Consider the following 19,716-nt stretch of genomic DNA (forward strand, 5'->3'; position numbering starts at 1 on the left):
GGCGGATACGCGAACCATGCCGAAAGCACCGGCCACGCCGGACGGGACGGGCGCGACGAACGCGCCGCGCGCAGCGGGCCGGACAGGCACGCCGGTCCGGACGGCAGTCCCTGGACGTCAGCTGGAGAAGGCCGCGTCGAACGAGGCCGACGGCGGCTCGAAGTCGTAGGCCCGCAGCCGGGTGAGCGCTTCGGGGGCGCCCTGGAGCCGGTCCATGCCGGCGTCCTCCCACTCCACGGAGACGGGTCCGCGGTAGTCGATCGAGCGCAGCATGCGGAAGACGTCCTCCCAGGGCACGTCGCCGTGTCCGGCGGAGACGAAGTCCCAGCCGCGGCGCGGGTCGCCCCAGGGCAGGTGGGAGCCGAGGCGGCCGTTGCGGCCGTCGAGGCGCTTGCGGGCTTCCTTGCAGTCGACGTGGTAGATGCGGTCGCGGAAGTCCCACAGGAAGCCGACGGGGTCGAGGTCCTGCCACACGAAGTGGGAGGGGTCGAAGTTCAGGCCGAACGCCGGGCGGTGGCCGACCGCTTCCAGGGCGCGGTGGGTGGTCCAGTAGTCGTAGGCGATCTCGCCGGGGTGGACCTCGTGGGCGAAGCGCACGCCCTCGGTGTCGAAGACGTCGAGGATCGGGTTCCAGCGCTCGGCGAAGTCCTCGTAGCCCCGCTCGATCATCGACTCGGGAGCGGGCGGGAACATGGCGACCAGATGCCAGATCGCGGAGCCGGTGAAGCCGATGACGGTGTCGACGCCGAAGGCCGCGGCCGCCCGGGCGGTGTCCTTGATCCGCTCCGCGGCGCGCCGCCGTACGCCCTCGGGGTCGCCGTCGGCCCAGACGGCGGCCGGGAGGATGGCCCGGTGGCGCTCGTCGATGATGGCGTCGCAGACGGCCTGCCCGGTGAGGTGGTTGGAGATCGCCCAGCACTTCAGGCCGTACTTGTCGAGGAGTTGGTGACGCGAGGTGATGTAGCCGGGGTCGGCGAGCGCCTTGTCGACCTCGAAGTGGTCTCCCCAGCAGGCGAGTTCGAGACCGTCGTAGCCGAAGTCGCGGGCGAGACGGCAGACCTCTTCCAGTGGCAGGTCGGCCCACTGGCCGGTGAACAGGGTGAAGGGGCGGGGCATGTGACGGTCCTTTCAGTCCGCGACGGGCGTGTAGACGGAGTTCTTCTGGGCGCTCTCCTCCACGGCCGCCAGGACGCGCTGCACCTGGAGTCCGTCGGCGAAGGACGGGTCGGGGCGGCGGCCCTCGTCGATGGCGTGGACGAGATCGCGTACCTGGTGGACGAAGGTGTGCTCGTAGCCGAGGCCGTGGCCCGGCGGCCACCAGGCGTCGATGTAGGGGTGGTCGGGTTCGGTGACGAGGATGCGGCGGAAGCCCGCCTCGGTGCCGGGATCGGTGGCGTCGTGGAACCACAGCTCGTTCAGCCGCTCGAGGTCGAAGCAGAGGGAGCCGCGTTCGCCGTTCAGCTCGATGCGCAGCGCGTTCTTGCGGCCGGTGGCGTACCGGGTGGCCTCGAAGGAGGCGAGGGCGCCGGAGGCGAACCGGCCGGTGAACAGGGCGGCGTCGTCCACCGTCACCGTGCCGGTGCCGGCCGCGGGCATCGCGGTCAGGCCGCTGCCCGCGCCGCCGGGCAGCGGCCGCTCCCGTACGAACGTCTCCGTCAGCGCCGACACTCCGGCCAGTCGCTCCCCCGCCAGGTACTGGGCGAGGTCGACGATGTGGGCCCCGAGGTCGCCGAGCGCGCCGGAGCCCGCGAGTTCCCTGCGCAGCCGCCAGGTCAGCGGGAAGCCCGGGTCGGTCAGCCAGTCCTGGAGGTACGCCACCCGGACGTGCCGCAGGGTGCCGAGCCGGCCGTCGGCGATCATGCGGCGAGCGAGCGCGGTGGCCGGCACCCGGCGGTAGTTGAAGCCGACCATCGCCAGCCGTCCCCGCCCGTACGCCTCGTCGGCGGCCCGGGTCATGGTCACGGCCTCGGCGACGGTGTTCGCCAGCGGCTTCTCGCACAGGACGTGCTTGCCGGCGGCCAGCGCGGCCAGGGCGATCTCGGCGTGACTGTCACCGGGGGTGCAGATGTCCACGAGGTCGACGTCGTCGCGGGCGATCAGGGCCCGCCAGTCGGTCTCCACGGCCGCCCAGCCGTGCCGGTCGGCCGCCGCCCGCGCCGCCGCGCCGTCCCGTCCGCACAGCACGGCCAGGACCGGCTGCCGGGGCAGGTCGAAGAAGCGGCCCGCGGTGCGCCATCCCTGGGAGTGGGCGGCGCCCATGAAGGCGTAGCCGACCATGCCGACGCGCAGCGGCGGCTTCCCGGCGCCCGGTGGCGTCTCTGCTTCCCCTGACGGCTGCGGCTGTTCCATGCGCTCGTCCTCCTGTCGGTCGTGGCACGCTGGGGGGCTTGCGGCCCCCCGCGCGGTGGGGGGTGCGGGCGGGTCCGGTCACCGGAAGCCGGTGGACATGTACTGGTCGACGTTGGTCTTGTCGACGACGGCCGAGTAGAGCGTGACCGACGCGGGGATCTCGAACTCGGCGAGGCCTCCGATGCCCTTGCCCTGGCCGAGGGCGCGGGCGAGGTCGATGGCGGAGGCGGCCATCGTGGGCGGGTACAGGACGGTCGCCTTCAGTACGCCGTCGTCCTGCTTGATCGCCTGGAAGGCGGACAGCGCGCCGGCCCCGCCGACCATCAGGAAGTCGTCGCGTCCGGCCTGCTGGATGGCCCGCAGCGCGCCCACGCCCTGGTCGTCGTCGTGGTTCCACAGGGCGTCGAACTTCGACTGCGCCTGGAGCAGTTGCGCCATCTTCGCCTGGCCGGACTCGACCGTGAACTCGGCGGCCTGGCGGGCCACCTTCTGGATGTTGGGGTAGTTTTTCAGGGCGTCGTCGAAGCCCTGCGTGCGCTGCTTGGTCAGCTCCAGGTTGTCCAGTCCGGCGAGTTCGACGACCCGCGCGTTCGGCTTGTCCTTGAGCTTCTCGCCGATGTAGCGCCCGGCGTTGAGGCCCATGCCGTAGTTGTCGCCGCCGATGTAACAGCGGTAGGCCTGCGCGGAGTTGAAGATGCGGTCGAGGTTGATGACCGGGATGCCGGCGCGCATCGCCTTGAGGCCGACCTGGGTGAGGGCCTTGCCGTCGGCGGGCAGGACGACCAGGACGTCGACCTTCTTGTTGATGAGGGTCTCGATCTGGCCGATCTGCTGGGCGGTGTCGTTGGAGCCCTCGGTGACCTCCAGGGAGACGTCGCCGTACTTCTTGGCCCGGTTCTTGGCGTTGTCGTTGATGGCGTTCAGCCAGCCGTGGTCGGCCTGGGGTCCGGCGAAGCCGATGGTGACGTGCTTGCCCGGCTTGTCGTCGGCGGCCGGCTGGTTGTTCGCCGCGGTGTTGTCGTCCTTGGTGTCGTTGCTGGTGCAGGCGGTGAGCAGGGCTCCCGCGGAGACCGCCGCGGTTCCGAAGAGCAGTCCTCTGCGACTGGTGGTGTGTGACATGGCGGTGAACCCTTTCCTCAGGTCGTGCTCGCGGTGCGGCGCTGCACCAGGACGGCGGCGACGATGATGGCGCCCTTGGCGATCTGCTGGACGTCGCTCTGGAGGTTGTTCAGGGCGAAGATGTTGGTGATCGTGGTGAAGATCAGGACGCCGAGCACGGAGCCGGTGATGGTGCCGCGGCCCCCGCTGAGCAGGGTGCCGCCGATGATCGCGGCCGCGATGGCGTCGAGTTCGTAGAGGTTGCCGTTGGTGTTCTGGCCGGAGCCGGAGAGCACGATCAGCAGGAAGGCGGCGATGCCGCAGCACAGCCCGGACAGCAGGTAGAGGTAGAGCCGCTGGCGGCGGACGTCGATGCCGGCGAGCCGGGCGGCCTCCGCGTTGCCGCCGACGGCGACCGTGCGGCGGCCGAAGGTGGTGCGGTTGAGCGCGAGCCAGCCGGCGATCGTCACCAGCGCGAAGACCAGGACCAGGGGCGGGATGCCCAGCAGGTAGGAGTCGCGCTCGCCGAGTTTGAGGACGCCGTCGATGCTGACGATCTGCGTGCGGCCGTCCGTGATCTGGAGGGCGAGCCCGCGTGCCGAGGCCAGCATGGCGAGGGTGGCGATGAAGGGGACCATCCCGCCGTAGGCGATCAGCAGTCCGTTGACCAGCCCGCAGCCGAGGCCGACGAGCATCGCGGTGAAGAGGATGCCGGCGAAGCCGTACTCCTGGGTGGCGACCGTGGTCGCCCAGACGGAGGCGAGGGCGACGATGGCGCCGACGGAGAGGTCGATGCCGCCGGAGGTGATGACGAAGGTCATGCCGACCGTGACCACACCGATCACGGAGGCCTGGGTGAGGACGAGTTGCAGGTTTCGGGTGTCGAGGAACTCGTCGGGTTTGGTGATGCCGCCGATGAGGACCAGCGCGGCCAGCACCCCGAGCAGGGAGAGGGTGCGGACGTCGGCGCGGGCCGGCAGGGCGCGCCAGGGGGTGAGCCGGCCGGCCGGCGCCATCTTGCCGGCGGTGTCCCGGGGCGGGGAGACGGGCTGCGTCATGACGCCGGGGTTCCTTCCATGACGAGGTCGAGGACACGGTGTTCATCCAGTTCACGGGCGGGCGCCGTATGGACGACCCGGCCCTCGCGCAGCACCAGTACGCGATCGGCGAGGCCCAGTACCTCGGGCACCTCGCTGGAGACCAGCAGGACGGCGAGCCCCTCGTCGGCCAGGCGGCGTACCACCGCGTACAGTTCGGCACGCGCGCCGACGTCGACGCCGCGGGTGGGCTCGTCCAGCAGCAGCACCCGGCAGCCGCGCAGCAGCCAGCGGGCCAGGACGGCCTTCTGCTGATTGCCGCCGGACAGGGTGCGTACGGGGACTTCGGGGTTGTCGGGCCGCAGGGACAGTTCCCGCACGGCGGCCCGGGCGGCGCCGCGTTCGGCGCGCCGGTCGACCCAGCCGGCCCGGGAGAAGCGGGACAGGGAGGACACCGAGACGTTGCGGGTGACGGACTCCAGCATCAGCAGGGCCTGCGCCTTGCGCTCCTCGGGTGCCAGTCCGAGTCCGGCGCCCACGGCCGAGCGGACGCTCCCGGGGCGCAGGGTGCGCCCGGCGACGGACACGCTGCCCGCCGTGGGCCTGCGTGCGCCGTAGATCGTCTCCAAGATCTCCGAGCGGCCCGAGCCGACCAGTCCGGCGAGTCCGACGATCTCGCCGGGCCGCAGGTCGAGGTCGAGGGGGGCGAACTCGCCCTCGCGGGCCAGGCCCCGCACCCGCAGCACGGGCTCGGCGTCGGGCTCCCGCTGCGGCCGTTCCGGGAAGACGTACTCGACGTTGCGGCCGGTCATCAGGGCGACGACGTCGCGGGTCGGGGTGGTCTTGGCGGGCAGTCCCCCCGCCACCGCCCGCCCGTCCTTGAGCACGGTCACCCGGTCGCCGATGCGCCGGATCTCCTCCAGGCGGTGCGAGATGTAGACGACGGCGACGCCGTCGGCGGTGAGGTCGGCGACGATCCGGAAGAGGTTGTCCACCTCGTCGGGGTCGAGGGCGGCGGACGGCTCGTCCATGACGATGAGCCGTACGTCGTGGGAGAGGGCCCGGGCCATGGACACGATCTGCTGCTGGGCCGCGGACAACTCCCCGACCGAACGGGCGGGGTCGATCTCCGGGTGGCCGAGTCGCTTGAGCAGCTGGGTCGTTGACGTTCGCGCCGCCTTTCCGCGGACGACGAAGCCGGCGGTGGTCGGCTCGTGCCCGAGGTGGACGTTCTCCGCCACCGACAGATGCTCCACCAGGTCGAGTTCCTGGTAGATGGTGGCTATGCCCAGGCGCATGGCGGCGATGGGCGAGCGCAGGGTGACCGGCTCGCCGCGCCAGTGGATGGTGCCCTCGTCCGGCTGGTGGGCGCCCGCCAGGACCTTGATGAGCGTGGACTTGCCGGCGCCGTTCTGGCCGAGCAGACAGTGCACTTCCCCCGCGTGGACGTCGAGGTCGACACCGTCCAGGGCGCGGACGCCGGGGAACGACTTGGCGATCCCGGACATGCTGAGCAGCGGTGGTTCTTGTGCCATGTGGGTTCCCCTCGGCGAACGTGCGGGCCGGTGTCAGGGCGTGCCGGGCCTGCGGGCCGGGCAGGTGTGCTGCGGCTCGGAGGGCAGGGCTGGGTGCCGTACGGACGAAAGGCGTCGTTACGTCGTTACACGAGTCAGTGAACTGTTACACGAGTCAGTGGGCGTGACGGAGGGAGGTCGCGCGCATCGACGGGAGTCGGCGCGATACGGAGCCGTTGTGGGACTTACGCGGGCGAGAAGAGGTGGTCGCTGATCAGCCGGGCCGCGCCGATGACGCCGGCGCTGGGGCCCAGCTCCCCGAGGACGATGGGCAGGTTGCGGGTGGCGAGCGGGAGTGACTGGCGGTAGACCTGGGTGCGGATGGCGGCGAGCAGGTTGTGGCCGAGGCCGGTCACCCCGCCGCCGATCACCACCAGGCCGGGGTTGAAGAAGGACACGAGTCCGGCGATGATCTGGCCGACGTGGGTGCCGCCCTCGCGGATCAGTTCGAGCGCGGTGGCGTCCCCCGCCGCGGCCGCGGCGGCGACGTCGGCGGCGGTGAGGGTGCCGTTCGTCTCGAACCGGGTCGCGAGTTCGACGGAGAGGCCCTGTTGGGCCGCCTGCATCGCGTCGCGGGCCAGGGCCGCCCCGCTGAAGTGGGCTTCCAGGCAACCCCGGTTGCCGCAGGCGCAGGGCCGGCCATCGGGCACGGCCTGGATGTGGCCGATGTCGCCGGCGCTGCCGGTGGTGCCCCGGTGGACCTGGCCGCCCGCCACGATGCCGCAGCCGATGCCGGTGCCGATCTTGACGCAGAGGAAGTCGGCCGTGGTGCGGGCGACCCCGGCGTGCTGCTCCCCCATGGCCATGAGGTTCACGTCGTTGTCGACCATGACCGGGCAGCCGAGTTCCTGGCTGAGCGCCTCCCGCACGGGGAAGCCGTCCCAGCCGGGCATGATCGGCGGGGCGACCGGTACACCGTCGGGGAAGCGGACCGGACCGGGGACACCGATGCCGGCACCGTCGAACCCCGCGGCTAGCCCCGAGGCCTTCAACTTCCCCGCCATGTCGAGAACTTGCTCGAAGACCGCGACCGGCCCCTCACGGACGTCCATCGGCTGGTTGAGGTGGCCGAGGATCTCCAGTTCGGGTGTGGTGACGGCGACGTCGACCGAGGTCGCGCCGATGTCGACGCCGAGGAACCTGAGGTCCGGGTTGAGCCGGATGTTGTGGGAGCGGCGGCCGCCGCGCGAGGCGGCGAGTCCGTCGGCCGCCACGAGCCCCGTCTCCAGCAGCCGGTCCACCTCGACGGCCAGCTTGGACCGCGAGAGGTCCATCCGGTCGCCCAGCTGGGCACGGGAGTTGGGGCCACCGTCACGCAGCAGCTGCAGCAGACGAGCCTGATGCGTGTTCGCCGGTCGAGCAGTCATGCGTCTCACGTGCCCCTCCCCGCCAGTTTCGGCCACCAGTGTCGGGCTTTCGACAGGGAACGTATCAGCGGCAGCCGAACCTGGGAAGAAGCTGTGCATGGTTCGCCGCAATCTTTTTCCACACAGAGGACAAAGACTGTCTGCGGACCTGGAGTTCAGACCGCGTACAGGCCGTGCGAGGTGAAGACGGAGCGGGCCTCGGCGACCTGGGCGGCGGTCGGGACGGGCGTCTCGGCGAGGGTGAACTCCATGCCCAGCTCGTCCCACTTGGCGGCGCCGAGCTTGTGGAAGGGCAGGACGTCGACGCGGCTGACATTGCCCAGGGACGCGGCGAAGGAGGCGACCCCCTCCACGTTCCCCGTCGGGTCGGTCAGGCCCGGGACCAGTACGAAGCGCACCCAGACCTCTTTGCCGAGGGCTGCCAGGCGGTGGGCGAAGGCCAGGGTCGGCTCCAACTGGCGTCCGGTGAGGCGCAGATACAGCTCACGATCCCAGGACTTGATGTCCAGCAGCACCAGGTCGACGCTCTCCAGCAGCGTGTCCGAGGCACGGGCACCGAGGAAGCCGGAAGTGTCCAGGGCGGTGTGCAGGCCCAGTTCGTCGTGGCAGCGGCGCAGGATCTCGCCGGTGAAGTCCGGCTGGAGCAGCGGCTCGCCGCCGCTGATGGTGAATCCGCCGCCCGCGGCCCGGATGAACTGGACGTACTTGCTCACCTCCTGGACGATCGCGTCGGCCGTGGTCCGCTCGCCGTTGCGCATCCGCATGGTGTCGGGGTTGTGGCAGTACAGGCAGGCCAGCGGGCAGCCGGCGAGGAAGGTGACGAAGCGGGTTCCGGGGCCGTCCACACCGGTGGACAGGTCCCAGGAGTGCACCGAGCCGCTGACCGGCCCGGCGCCGCGCAGCGCGGCGGCCTGCTCGGCGGGGTTGTCGGTGCTGACGGGGATGAGGGGCAGCAGGGCGCCCGGCTGGATCAGATTCATCACGAAGCCTCCTGGCGTCCCGGGTCCGGATGGCCGGACGGCTCTCCCGGGGAACGCGCCGGGCGCGCTCCCCGGGAGGGGGTGGCTACAGCGAGCCGTGGAAGGTGCGGCTCAGCACGTCCAGCTGCTGCTCTCGCGTCAGCCGCACGAAGTTGACCGCGTAGCCGCTGACCCGGACGGTCAGCTGTGGGTAGTTCTCCGGGTGCTCCATCGCGTCCAGCAGTGTGTCGCGGTTGAGCACGTTGACATTCATGTGGAAGCCCTGGGAGGTGACGAAGCCGTCCAGGACACCCGCGAGGTTGCGGACGCGGTCCTCGGGAGTGCGTCCCAGTGCGTCGGGGGTGATGGTGTTGGTGAGCGAGACCCCGTCCTCGGCCTGCTCGTAGGGGAGTTTGGCGACCGACAGCGCGCTGGCGACGTAGCCGTGGGTGTCGCGGCCGTTCATCGGGTTGGCGCCCGGGGAGAACGGCTCGCCGGCGCGGCGGCCGTCGGGGGTGTTGCCGGTCTTCTTGCCGTAGACCACGTTGGAGGTGATGGTCAGCACCGACTGGGTGTGCTCGGAGCCCCGGTAGGTGGGGTGCTTGCGCACCTTGCGCATGAACTCCTCGACCAGCCACACCGCGATGGCGTCGGGCCGCTCGTCGTTGTTGCCGTACGCCGGGTACTCGCCCTCGGTGCGGTAGTCCACGACCAGCCCGCTCTCGTCGCGCACGGGCATCACCCGGGCGTACTTGATCGCCGACAGGGAGTCCGTGGCGACCGAGAGCCCGGCGATGCCGCACGCCATGGTGCGCCGGATGTCCCGGTCGTGCAGCGCCATCTCCAGCCGCTCGTAGGCGTACTTGTCGTGCATGTAGTGGATGACGTTGAGGGCGTGGACGTAGGTCTCGGCCAGCCACTCCATCTGCTGGTCGAGGCGGGCCAGCACCTCGTCGTAGTCCAGCACCTCGGAGGTGATCGCCCCGGTGGCCGGGCCTACCTGGGCGCCGGACTTCTCGTCCCGGCCGCCGTTGATGGCGTACAGAAGCGTCTTGGCGAGGTTGACCCGGGCGCCGAAGAACTGCATCTGCTTGCCGACCTCCATCGCGGAGACACAGCAGGCGATGGCGGTGTCGTCACCGAAGCGCGGGCGCATCAGCTCGTCCGACTCGTACTGGAGGCTGGAGGTGTCGATGGAGACCTGGGCGCAGAAGTCCTTGAAGCCCTGCGGCAGCGCCGGCGACCAGAACACGGTCATGTTGGGCTCGGGCGCCGGACCCAGGTTGTACAGGGTCTGGAGATAGCGGAAGGAGGTACGGGTGACCAGGGTGCGGCCGTCCGCGCCGATGCCGCCGATCGACTCCGTCACCCAGGTCGGGTCGCCGGAGAACAGCTCGTCGTACTCCGGGGTGCGCAGGAAGCGCACGATCCGGAGCTTGATGATGAAGTCGTCGACCAGTTCCTGGGCTTCGCTCTCGTCCAACACCCCCGCATCGATGTCCCGTTGGAGATAGACGTCGACGAACGTGGAGGTGCGGCCGAGCGACATCGCCGCGCCGTTCTGTTCCTTCACCGCCGCGAGGTAGGCGAAGTACAGCCACTGGATCGCCTCCCGGCCGCTGCCCGCCGGCCCGGAGATGTCGTACCCGTAGGAGGCCGCCATCTCCTTCAGCTCGCCCAGCGCCCGGATCTGCTCGGCGATCTCCTCGCGTTCGCGGATCACCTCCTCCAGCCGGGACGCGTCGTGGGGCATGGCGTCGAGGTCGGCCTTCTCCTCCTGCTTGGCCTTGATCAGCCGGTCCACGCCGTACAGCGCGACCCGGCGGTAGTCGCCGATGATGCGGCCGCGGCCGTAGGCGTCGGGCAGACCGGTGACGACGCCGGCCTTGCGGGCGGCGCGGATGTCCGGGGTGTACGCGTCGAACACACCGGCGTTGTGGGTCTTGCGGTACTGGGTGAACACCCGCTCCAGCTCGGGCAGGACGGGATAGCCGTAGGTCTCCAGCGCCCCGGCCACCATCCGCCAGCCGCCGTAGGGCATGATCGCCCGCTTCAGCGGGGCGTCGGTCTGGAGCCCGACGATCAGGTCCAGGTCCTTGTCGATGTAACCCGGCGGGTGGGCGGTGATGGTGGACGGGATGTCGTACGAGACGTCGAAGACACCCTTGGCGCGCTCCTCGGGGAAGCGGTCGGTGATCTTCTTCCATACGGCCGTGGTGCGCTCGGTGGGACCGGCCAGGAAGGAGTTGTCACCCTCGTACGGGGTGTAGTTCTGCTGGATGAAGTCCCGTACGTTGATCTCGTCCCGCCACAGACCGCCCCGGAAGCCGTCCCAGGCGCTGCGGGTCGGCCGCTGCTGTTGCGTGGTCATCGATGCACGACCCCTTCGAAGTTCGGAGTTCGGGTTCGGAGTTCGGGTTCGGAGTTCGGGTTCGGAGTTCGGGTTCGGGGCCGGCCGGCTCAGACCGGATCGCCGTAGTAGGCGGTGCGCATCAGCTCCTGCATGTCGGCCAGCATCGGCAGCCGCGGGTTGGCGGGCGCGCACTGGTCCTCGTAGGCGTTCATCGCCTGCTCGGGCAGGGCGTCCAGGAAGGCGGCCTCGTCGACTCCGGCGTCCTTGAACGACCGCGGGATACCGACCTTGTCGCGCAGTTCCTCCACCGCCAGGGCGAGGGACTCCACCCCTTCCTCCGGGGTGGCGGCGGGCAGGCCCAGCATCCGGGCGACGTTCTGGTAGCGCTCGGGGGCGATGTAACTGCGGTACTTCGGCCAACCGGTGACCTTGGTGGGGGCGCCGCCGTTGTAGCGGATCACGTGCGGCAGCAGCAGCGCGTTGGTGCGGCCGTGGGCGACGTGGAAGGTCGCGCCCAGCGTGTGCGCCATGGCGTGCACCACGCCGAGGAAGGCGGAGCCGAAGGCCATGCCCGCGATGGTGCCGGCGTTGTGCATCTTCTCCCGGGCGACCGGGTTGTCCGCGCCCTCGTTGACGGCCTTCTCCAGGTTGTCGAAGATCAGCCTGATGCCCTGGAGCGCCAGTCCGTCGGTGAAGTCGTTGGCGTACACCGAGACATACGTCTCCAGGCAGTGGGTCAGCGCGTCGAAGCCCGAGTCGGCGGCGACGGTCCGCGGCAGGTTCATCGTCAGCGCCGGGTCGCAGATCGCCACGCTCGGCGTCAGCGCGTAGTCGGCCAGCGGGTACTTCTGCCCGGTCTCGGTGTCGGTGATCACCGCGAAGGGGGTCACCTCGCTGCCGGTGCCCGAGGTGGTCGGGATGCACACCAGCCTGGCCTTCTCCCCCAGGTCGGGGAAGGTGAAGGCACGCTTGCGGATGTCGAAGAACTTCTCCTTCAGGTCCGCGAACTCGAGCTCCGGGTGCTCGTACATCAGCCACATGACCTTGGCCGCGTCCATCGGCGAGCCGCCGCCGAGCGCGATGATGGTGTCCGGCTCGAAGTGGCGCATCATCTCGGCACCCTGCTGCACGGTACGCAGGCTCGGGTTGGGCTCGACGTTGTCGATCACCCGGATCTCGGGGGCCTCGCTGCGGCGGCCCAGGACGTTCCGGATCCGCTCCAGGTGCCCGATCTCCACCATCGTCTTGTCGGTGACGATGACGAACTTGCGCGAGCCGCGCACATCGGCGAGGTACTTGATGCAGTCGCGCTCGAAGTAGATCTTCGGCGGGATCTTGAACCACTGCATGTTGTTGTTCCGCCGCCCGATGCGCTTGATCTGGATCAGGTTGGGCGCGGTGACGTTGCCGGAGACCGAGTTGCTGCCGTACGAGCCGCAGCCCAGGGTCAGCGACGGCATGAACGCGTTGTAGACGTCACCGATGCCGCCCTGCGAGGTGGGCGCGTTCCAGATCACCCGGCAGGCCTTCACCGCGTGTCCGTACTCCTCGGCGAACGCCGCGTCCTCGGTGTGCACGGCGGCCGAGTGGCCCAGACCGTTGAACTCCACCATCTGCGTGGCCAGCCGCACGCCGTCGGCCCGGCTGTCCACCGTCAGGACGGCCAGCACCGGGCAGAGCTTCTCCCTGGTCAGCGGCTCGTCGATACCGACCTCGGATACCTCGGCCAGGAGCACCGAAGTGTCCTCGGGTACCTCGAAGCCCGCGCCCTCGGCGATGGCGACCGCGCTCTGGCCGACGATGGCCGCGTTCAGCTGAGCGCCCGCGCAGTCCCGTCCGGCGCCCTCGGCGACACCGAACAGGTACTTCTCCAGCAGCGCCTTCTCGTGTGCGTTCGTCCGGTACGCCTTGAGTTTGCCGAACTCCTCGATCGCCTCGTCGCGGATCTCCCGGTCCAGGATCACCGCCTGTTCCGAGGCGCACACCATTCCGTAGTCGTAGGTCTTGGACAGCACCACGTCGTTGACGGCGCGCTGTATGTCGGCGCTCTTCTCGATGTACGCGGGCACGTTGCCGGCCCCGACACCCAGCGCCGGCTTGCCGCAGCTGTAGGCGGCCCGGACCATCGCGTTGCCGCCCGTGGCCAGGATCGACGACACCCCGGGGTGGTTCATCAGGGCGCTGGTGGCTTCCTTGGAAGGATGCTCGATCCACTGCACGCAGTGTTCGGGGGCGCCCGCCCGCACGGCCGCGTCCCGGACGATCCGGGCGGCCTCGGCGGAACACTTCTGAGCGGCCGGGTGGAAGCCGAAGATGATCGGGTTGCGGGTCTTCAGCGCCATCAGGGCCTTGAAGATGGTGGTGGACGTGGGGTTGGTGACGGGGGTGACACCCGCGAGCACCCCGACGGGTTCGGCGATCTCCACGATCCCGTCGATGTCGTCACGGCGGATCACCCCGACCGTCTTCACGCCCTTCATCGAGTTGGTGATGTTCTCGCAGGCGAAGATGTTCTTGACGGCCTTGTCCTCGAAGACACCCCGGCCGGTCTCCTCGACCGCCATCATGGCGAGTCCGGTGTGCTCGGCAAGTGCCGCCAGGCTGGCCTTCTTCACTATGTGGTCGATCTGCTCCTGGGTGTAGTCGGCGTACTCCTCCAACGCTTCCAGCCCGCGCGCGACGAGCTCGTCCACAGCCTGGTCGACCTCTTTCGGCTGGTTCTGGGCGACTGGAGCGGCGGCTGCCGCAGCTGCCGGGCTCGTCTCGGGGGTGTGCTGGCCGTCCTTCTTACGGCGGCTGGTCATCGGATCACCTTTCGTTCAGTGGTGTGCCGAAACAGCCGGGCTCCTACGGCTCGGTGTACTACCAGCGTGGCATCGCCCACCGCATCGTGCAGATGCGCTGATGGTCCCCTGCCTCCGGCCACCCGGACCAGGCGGAACGGGCCGCCCGGCCCGGGTGGAATGGACCGTGCGGACCGGGCGGGAGGGGGCCGACCGACCCCCGGTTCACCGGCTCGGGACCTGGCTGGGCGGGCGGTCCAGGACAGGCCCTACGACCCGTGCCGCCCCGAGACCCGCGGACCGTGTGCGCACCGCGCCCGACGGCGACGCTACTGCTCGGCCGAGGCGGGCACGTAGTGCGCGAGATACGCGAGGAGCTCCGGAGCGAGATCGGCGGCGCGCTCCTTGTCGCGGACGGCGGACGAGAGTCTCGCCTCGACCAGGAACCGGTAGGCGAAGCCCTCCACGCTCGGCGCGCACCAGAAGATCTCGCGGCTCGGCCGCCTCAGGACGATCTTGCCGTCGGGTCCGTACCTGATCTCCGGTTCCGCGGTGAAATCCCGGTCGGAGCAGACGACGGCGGACTGCCCGCCGTGGTGCAAGTAGAGGTACCACATGATGCAGCTCTGCTGGTCGCGGAAGAAGAGCACCATGCGGTCGGCCGGGTCGACAGGGCTGGGCAGCGGGCCGGACACGTCGGTCCAGGCACCGCCGCCCTCGCGGTCGAGGCAGCGGTGCAGGTGGGTCCGGGTGATCAGCGCCGTGAAGTCGGCGGGGAGTGCGAGACCGTCTCTCGCCAGTTCGGCCGCGATCGGATCCGTGACGGCCGTACGGTGATCGAGCGGATCACCGATGTCGCCGAACCAGGCGAAGTCGCCGGCGAAGGACTCCTCGTCCAACGGCGGAACCGAGTCGAGGGGATAGGCCCGGAACCACGCGAAGGTGCGCCCCTGCTTGTCGTACGGCCGGTAGGGCTCGATGCCGTACCCGGCCCAGAACGCCGGAAGGCGCACCGCGGCGGGGCCGTCGCCGATCCGGCGGAATCCGTCGTCGGTGTGCGCCTGCGCGGGGCTGCAAGCCGCGAGGACGCGTGTCCTCGGGCCGTCCGCCGGGGTCCGCGGCAGCCGGATGTCCGGGCGGCCGAGTTCGTCCGCCGGCTGGATGTAGTTGGCCTGGTCCTCGGGACGGGGCCGGGGTAGGGCCGGGACGCTGACGCGGAAGTCGTCCCGTCGCTCCTCGGGCCAGCGCGCGTCGATGGCGAGGGCCGCGACCTTGCAGTCGGGGCATTCATCGGGGTGGCCGCTCCACCCGCCGAACTGGGAGCTGGTCATGTCCGGCTTCTCGATCCCGCAGAGCGTGCGGTGAAAGTAGCCGTACGCGTGACGGTGGGCGTCCGGCAGCATGTCCGTCCACGCGGCCTCCCACCGGATGTCCCAGGGGCAGTGTCCGGGGCGGCTGATCTCGTGGTCCGGAGTGCCGATCTCGGTCACCGCGTAGCACCAGGTGCAGACCCAGCGCTCACGGAACCACCGTGACGGCGAGTGGCCCCACCTCGTCATCTCGTGATCACAGACATCGCAGCGCATGGCGGGATCCTGCCATGCGCCCGGTCGGCGGATCCCCGTCGACCCGGTCAGCCATCGCTGTCCGGGTCCCGGGGCACCTGTTGCTCTCTCCCCTGTCGGTTCACAGGACGGCCGTCGGGCTCACAGGACGGTCAGTCGATGCAGAACTCGTTGCCTTCGATGTCACGCATCGAGATGCAGGAGTCGTTGCCGTCGTAGAGGAGTTGCACGCGTACCGCGCCGAGCGGGACCAGTCGCGCGCACTCGGCCTCGAGTACGGCCAGGCGCTCCTCGCCCATCAGCCCGGTACCGACCCGCACGTCGAGATGCACCCGGTTCTTGGCGACCTTGCCTTCGGGGACACGCTGGAAGTACAGCCGAGGGCCGACACCCGAGGGATCGCTGCACGCGAACCACGATCCCCGGTCCTCCGGGGACTGGGAGCTGTTGAACTCCTCCCAGGTGGCGAATCCTTCCGGCGGCGGGGGAACCACGTACCCCAGGACCTCGCACCAGAAGCGGGCGAGACGTTCGGGTTCGGCACAGTCGAAGGTGACTTGGAACTGTTTGATCGATGGCACCGGCGCACCATAGCAGGGGTCGGGTTGGTCATCTCCCGTGCGGATATCGGCGTGTTGACGAACGTCAGTCTCAGACCCCGCCTCCTTGGATCCGTCAAGTACGGTGCCATGACAGGCTGTTGGAGTCCGGTCGGGGTGCAGCGCGGGACTGTGAGGGGGGATCGCCCGGTGTCGTATGCGATGAACGGGACGGCGGAGGCCGCGTCGTGAACAGCGGGATGGACTGGGTCGTCGCCGGCTGGCTGCTGGGATTCGCCGCGGTCAACGCGGGACTCGGTGCGGCATGGTGGTGGCGCACCCGGGACGAACGGAAGTTCCTCAGCGGCGTCCGGGCCGTGGATGCGGACCCGATACAGGCGGCATGGTGGCTCGGCGGCTCGTGGAGCAGCGCGTCACCGCAGCAGGAACGGTACGCGGCGGAGGTGGCCGTGAGCCTGCTGATCCTGGCCGAGGACGCCGGGATCGACAGCGACGGCCGGATCACCGTGCCGCTCGGACGGCTCGGCCGGCACGGGGACCCGGTCCTGGCCGCGCTCGTGACACTCCTGCGTCTGCACGAGGGCGCCACGGTGTACGAACTGCTCACCGACCCTCGCTTCGAGCGGTTCCGAAAGGTCCTGGGGTCACGTCGTCCGCCCCTGCGCAAGTGGTTCGGCTACTACCGCGTCCCCGCGCTGACAGCCGCCTTCGTCACCGCGTTCGGCATGGCGTTGCACGCGATGCTCATGCGCCACGCCGTGCCTGGACTGCCCGACAGCACTCCGGGCTGGTGGGCCACGGTCTGGATAGGGCTGTGGGCCGTGCTGGCCGCCGTCGCGGCCCTCTGGCCGCAGGAACTCTCGCGCCCCTGGCGCCGGTTCACCCGCAGCTGCCGTACCGCTGTCGCCCGGGCCCTGGCCGGCGCGAGCCCGGACACCTCCCGCCGGGTGTCCATCAGCTCGTCGAAGCCGTCCGATCCGCCCGCGTCGACGGTTGTGGCCGACTCGCAGCCCCTAGCCGGAGGCGACTGAGGGCGGCCCGTGGGTCAGGAGGTCGCTTCGCGGATCTCGTCCAGGGCTTCGACGAGTTGCGGGGCGACCGCCTCCTCCCGCCACCGGAGGGCGTCCTCCCCCATCCTCCGTGGGACCGTCTCGACCAGCATGATCAGGTAGAGGTAGGCGCGGTAGAGGGCGAGACGGAGGAGGGCCGGGGTGTCGAAATCGGTTCGGCCGTCGGCCTCCCGGTAGCCGGCCAGGAAGGCCTCGTCCTTCTTGATGTCCCCCAGGAGGGCCAGGGAGACGAAGTCGGCCAGGGGGTCGCCCCAGAGCATGCGCTCGCCGTCGATGAGCCCGCCGATGCGCACCTGGTCGGCCGACCGCACCGGGTCGGCCGGGTCTGCCGACTCTGCCGACCGTGCCGACTCTGCCGACCGTGCCGACTCGGCTGGGCGTGCCGACTCGGCTGGGCGCTCCACGAGGACGTTGCCTCTCCACAGGTCGAAGTGGACGAGGGCGGGAACGGTGACTTCGTCGAGCGCGTCGTACGCGGCGCGCAGCCCGCGGCCGATCTCGGCAGCCGGCCGGGGCAGCCCGGCCGCGAAGCGGTGCGCGTCGTCGAGGACCGCGTCGAGCATTCCGGTGAAGGCGGTCCGCCAGTCGGCCGCTAGCGGACCGAGTGCGCCGGACGGGTATCCGAAGGCCGGTCCGGTGACCCGGTGCAGGACTGCCACCTGACGACCCAACTCGGCTCGCAGCCCGGCCTGTTCGGCTTCGGAGAGCGAGCCGTCCCAGGGGGTGCCGGGGCACGCGGTCATCAACAGCGTGGTGTTGTCGTCGCCGAGGGCGAGGAGGCGGGGCGCCGGCACCCCGGCCTCCTCGGCGCGACGGTAGAACTCCGCCTCGGAGACGAGGAGTCGGCTCTCGTAGCGCAGACCCGGGGCGTCCGGCGCGGTCTTCAGGACGCAGCGGCTGCCGTCGGTGAGCACGAGCTCCTCGACGGTGTTGTACGTGCCGCCGCTCAGCGGGCGCACCCGGGCCAGCCGCCCGGGCACGATCCCCGCGCCGTCCAGGATGGCTCGCGCCCGCTTCCAGGAGTCCACCGCGTTCCCCCGCCCCTCCCCGTCGGCCACCCGGCCGCTTGCACGTCCTCGGCGTTCCGGCCGTCCGTGATCCGTGTGCAGAGCCGTACCTGGGGCGCCGACCCACCGGAGTCCGACGCGGACCCGGCCCAGCGTACGTCCGTCCCGTCACCCTCCGCATCGGCCTGCCGCTGTCCGTCAGGCGGGCCGGAGCCCCGGCTTCAGCGTCGGACCGGACGGACCGGGAGCGCTTGGACGCTGTTGCCGATGAAGCTGCGCTGGTGGGGCAGTTCGGCCTCGGGGACGGCGAGGTCGAGGTCCGGGAAGCGGGTGAAGAGCCGTTCCAGGGCGATCGTGGCCTCCAGGCGGGCGAGCGGTGCGCCCATGCAGTAGTGCACGCCCTGACCGAAGGAGAGGTGCCGGGCCGCGCCGGGCCGGGTGACGTCGAAGCTGTCGGCGTCCGGGCCGTGGAACGCCTCGTCGCGCCCGGCGGCGGTGTAGCCGGCGAGGACCGGTGTGCCCTGCGGGATCACCGTGCCGCCGAGGGCCAGGTCGCGGGTGGGGTAGCGGAAGGGGAACCAGCTGACAGGACCGTCCCAGCGCAGCGTCTCGTCCACCACGTCCGCCCAGGTGACCTTGCCCTCCAGGACCAGCGCCAGCTGGTCCCGGTGCGTGCACAGTGCCCGTACGGCATTGCTGATCAGGTTGAGCGTGGTCTCGTGGCCGGCGACCAGCATCAGACGCATCGTGCCGATGAGCTCGGCCTCGCTGAGCCGGTCTCCGCCGTCCTCGCGAGCTGCTATGAGGGCGCTGGTCAGGTCGTCGCCAGGGGCGGCCCTGCGGGCGTCCGCGATCGTGCCGAGCAGCTCGACGAGCTCACGTACGGCGGCCATCACCTCAGCCGGGGTGGTGTCGGTGGCGATGATCACGGTGTAGGTGAGGTCGTGCAGCCGGGCGCGGTACTCGGCGTCCACACCCAGCAGCTCGCAGATGACGCTCAGCGGGAGCGGCAGCGCGAAGTGCGTACGCAGGTCCGCGATGCCCTCCGGGTCCTCGGCGGCGGCCCGGCCGAGGTCGTCGAGGAGGCCGGTGGTGAGCTCCTCTACCCGCGGTCGCAGCCGCTCCACCTGGCGGGCGGTGAACGCGTTGCCGACGAGCGAGCGCAGCCGGCGGTGGTCGGCGCCGTCGGCGGTGTGCATGCCCTGGGCGTTGGCGAAGACGCGCAGCGGCCAGTCCGCGGGGATCGTGCCGTCGTTCAGCGCCGGGCAGTGGCGGGCGTCCTTGGCCACGTCGGGGTGGGAGAGGAACTCCTTGAGCGCGTCGTGCCCTACGACCACCGCCGCGGGCACCCCGCCGGGCAGGACGACATCCGCGACGGGGCCCCGGGCCCGCAGCTCGGCGTTCAGGGCGTGCGGGCAGCCACCTGCGGGGTCGACGACGTGAGCGGGAGCGGGGATGTGGGAGGACAAGCCGGGACTCCTGACCGTATGAACGAATACCGGCGCCAACAGTGCGGTGCCGATGGGCGGTTGTACAAATGCATTCCTTCGAGACCGCGGTCACATTCATACCGACCGCTCCGTGAGCTCCTGTGCGCGCAGTGTCGCGGAACCGGTGAAGCACCCCACATGACCCACGTCACCCACTACCCGCGATAGTCGACGGAAAGGGACAGGTTTAGACGTACATCCATGCCCTGACCTGCGGATTGAGAGCCAGCTCACACGGAGCGCCGACAGCCCGAATGCGGCCACAACTAGTAAAAGGGGTCATTGCGGACATCGGTCGGGGCTGGTTGTCTTGAGGACGTCGCCAGGCACCACGGCCCCCAGGGGTCACGGTGCCGACGCATGCCAGGACCGGAAACACACACGGTCCCCGGCGAGCGAGCGGCCTCCTTGTCCCCGAAGAAAGCGAGCCTCCGTGTCCCTCGCCCTCATCCGTCGCATCGCCAGCCCGAAGAAGGCCCTGACCGTGACCGCCGTCGCCGCCGC

The 19,716-nt window shown here is 70.4% G+C and carries 14 protein-coding genes; 1 reads left to right on the forward strand and 13 read right to left on the reverse strand.

Annotation, left to right across the window (positions count from 1 at the left end):
- Positions 1-117: 117 nt before the first annotated feature.
- The 11 genes from ABT085_RS27200 to ABT085_RS27250 all read right to left on the reverse strand — a co-directional run bounded on the left by ABT085_RS27200 (position 118) and on the right by ABT085_RS27250 (position 15,666).
- The gene (locus ABT085_RS27200) at positions 118-1,116 is read right to left on the reverse strand and encodes a sugar phosphate isomerase/epimerase family protein (RefSeq protein WP_351613191.1); all 999 of its coding nucleotides are present in this window, start codon (positions 1,114-1,116) and stop codon (positions 118-120) included.
- A gap of 12 nt (positions 1,117-1,128) precedes the next feature.
- Complete coding sequence (locus tag ABT085_RS27205; protein WP_351613193.1) at positions 1,129-2,349, reverse strand: Gfo/Idh/MocA family protein; 1,221 nt, start codon at positions 2,347-2,349, stop codon at positions 1,129-1,131.
- A gap of 78 nt (positions 2,350-2,427) precedes the next feature.
- Positions 2,428-3,468 (reverse strand): substrate-binding domain-containing protein, encoded by a 1,041-nt coding sequence (locus tag ABT085_RS27210; protein ID WP_351613196.1) that lies wholly within the window; start codon positions 3,466-3,468, stop codon positions 2,428-2,430.
- 17 nt (positions 3,469-3,485) lie between these two features.
- Entirely contained in the window at positions 3,486-4,505 is a 1,020-nt protein-coding gene (locus ABT085_RS27215; RefSeq protein WP_351613199.1) for an ABC transporter permease, read from the reverse strand.
- A complete protein-coding gene (locus ABT085_RS27220) occupies positions 4,502-6,019 on the reverse strand; it encodes a sugar ABC transporter ATP-binding protein (protein ID WP_351613201.1) in 1,518 nt (505 codons plus the stop codon). Before ABT085_RS27220 ends, ABT085_RS27215 begins: the two co-directional genes overlap by 4 nt.
- Positions 6,020-6,243: 224 nt before the next feature.
- Positions 6,244-7,425 (reverse strand): ROK family transcriptional regulator, encoded by a 1,182-nt coding sequence (locus ABT085_RS27225; protein ID WP_351613204.1) that lies wholly within the window; start codon positions 7,423-7,425, stop codon positions 6,244-6,246.
- Between the two features lie 155 nt (positions 7,426-7,580).
- Positions 7,581-8,405, reverse strand: a complete 825-nt coding sequence (gene pflA, locus ABT085_RS27230) for a pyruvate formate-lyase-activating protein (protein ID WP_351613207.1) — start codon at positions 8,403-8,405, stop codon at positions 7,581-7,583.
- Positions 8,406-8,490: 85 nt separating this feature from the next.
- Positions 8,491-10,755, reverse strand: coding sequence for a formate C-acetyltransferase (gene pflB / locus ABT085_RS27235; RefSeq protein ID WP_351613210.1), 2,265 nt, complete (start codon positions 10,753-10,755; stop codon positions 8,491-8,493).
- A gap of 89 nt (positions 10,756-10,844) precedes the next feature.
- Positions 10,845-13,541, reverse strand: a complete 2,697-nt coding sequence (adhE, locus tag ABT085_RS27240) for a bifunctional acetaldehyde-CoA/alcohol dehydrogenase (RefSeq protein ID WP_351613213.1) — start codon at positions 13,539-13,541, stop codon at positions 10,845-10,847.
- 308 nt (positions 13,542-13,849) lie between these two features.
- Positions 13,850-15,079 carry a hypothetical protein gene (locus ABT085_RS27245; protein ID WP_351613216.1) on the reverse strand — a complete coding sequence of 410 codons (1,230 nt, stop codon included), beginning with the start codon at positions 15,077-15,079 and terminating at the stop codon, positions 13,850-13,852.
- 158 nt (positions 15,080-15,237) lie between these two features.
- Positions 15,238-15,666, reverse strand: coding sequence for a VOC family protein (locus ABT085_RS27250; RefSeq protein ID WP_351613219.1), 429 nt, complete (start codon positions 15,664-15,666; stop codon positions 15,238-15,240).
- A gap of 206 nt (positions 15,667-15,872) precedes the next feature.
- Here ABT085_RS27250 and ABT085_RS27255 point away from each other — a divergent pair, with 206 nt between their 5' ends.
- Entirely contained in the window at positions 15,873-16,676 is an 804-nt protein-coding gene (locus ABT085_RS27255) for a hypothetical protein (RefSeq protein WP_351613221.1), read from the forward strand.
- Positions 16,677-16,690: 14 nt separating this feature from the next.
- Here the strand turns inward: ABT085_RS27255 and ABT085_RS27260 are convergent, their stop codons facing one another.
- Both ABT085_RS27260 and ABT085_RS27265 read right to left on the reverse strand, forming a co-directional pair.
- The gene (locus ABT085_RS27260) at positions 16,691-17,743 is read right to left on the reverse strand and encodes a phosphotransferase family protein (protein WP_351613224.1); all 1,053 of its coding nucleotides are present in this window, start codon (positions 17,741-17,743) and stop codon (positions 16,691-16,693) included.
- A 200-nt stretch (positions 17,744-17,943) separates the two neighbouring features.
- Complete coding sequence (locus ABT085_RS27265) at positions 17,944-19,191, reverse strand: cytochrome P450 family protein (protein ID WP_351613227.1); 1,248 nt, start codon at positions 19,189-19,191, stop codon at positions 17,944-17,946.
- Positions 19,192-19,716: the final 525 nt, after the last annotated feature.

This window comes from Streptomyces sp. NPDC002265 (assembly GCF_040296125.1).
Taxonomy (GTDB): domain Bacteria; phylum Actinomycetota; class Actinomycetes; order Streptomycetales; family Streptomycetaceae; genus Streptomyces.

Excerpts from the sequence above, each read along its gene's own strand:
- ABT085_RS27200 (WP_351613191.1), bottom strand. The coding sequence starts at position 1,116 with ATGCCCCGCCCCTTCACCCTGTTCACCGGCCAGTGGGCCGACCTGCCA.
- ABT085_RS27205 (WP_351613193.1), bottom strand. The coding sequence starts at position 2,349 with ATGGAACAGCCGCAGCCGTCAGGGGAAGCAGAGACGCCACCGGGCGCC.
- ABT085_RS27210 (WP_351613196.1), bottom strand. The coding sequence starts at position 3,468 with ATGTCACACACCACCAGTCGCAGAGGACTGCTCTTCGGAACCGCGGCG.
- ABT085_RS27215 (WP_351613199.1), bottom strand. The coding sequence starts at position 4,505 with ATGACGCAGCCCGTCTCCCCGCCCCGGGACACCGCCGGCAAGATGGCG.
- ABT085_RS27220 (WP_351613201.1), bottom strand. The coding sequence starts at position 6,019 with ATGGCACAAGAACCACCGCTGCTCAGCATGTCCGGGATCGCCAAGTCG.
- ABT085_RS27225 (WP_351613204.1), bottom strand. The coding sequence starts at position 7,425 with ATGACTGCTCGACCGGCGAACACGCATCAGGCTCGTCTGCTGCAGCTG.
- pflA (WP_351613207.1), bottom strand. The coding sequence starts at position 8,405 with ATGAATCTGATCCAGCCGGGCGCCCTGCTGCCCCTCATCCCCGTCAGC.
- pflB (WP_351613210.1), bottom strand. The coding sequence starts at position 10,755 with ATGACCACGCAACAGCAGCGGCCGACCCGCAGCGCCTGGGACGGCTTC.
- adhE (WP_351613213.1), bottom strand. The coding sequence starts at position 13,541 with ATGACCAGCCGCCGTAAGAAGGACGGCCAGCACACCCCCGAGACGAGC.
- ABT085_RS27245 (WP_351613216.1), bottom strand. The coding sequence starts at position 15,079 with ATGACGAGGTGGGGCCACTCGCCGTCACGGTGGTTCCGTGAGCGCTGG.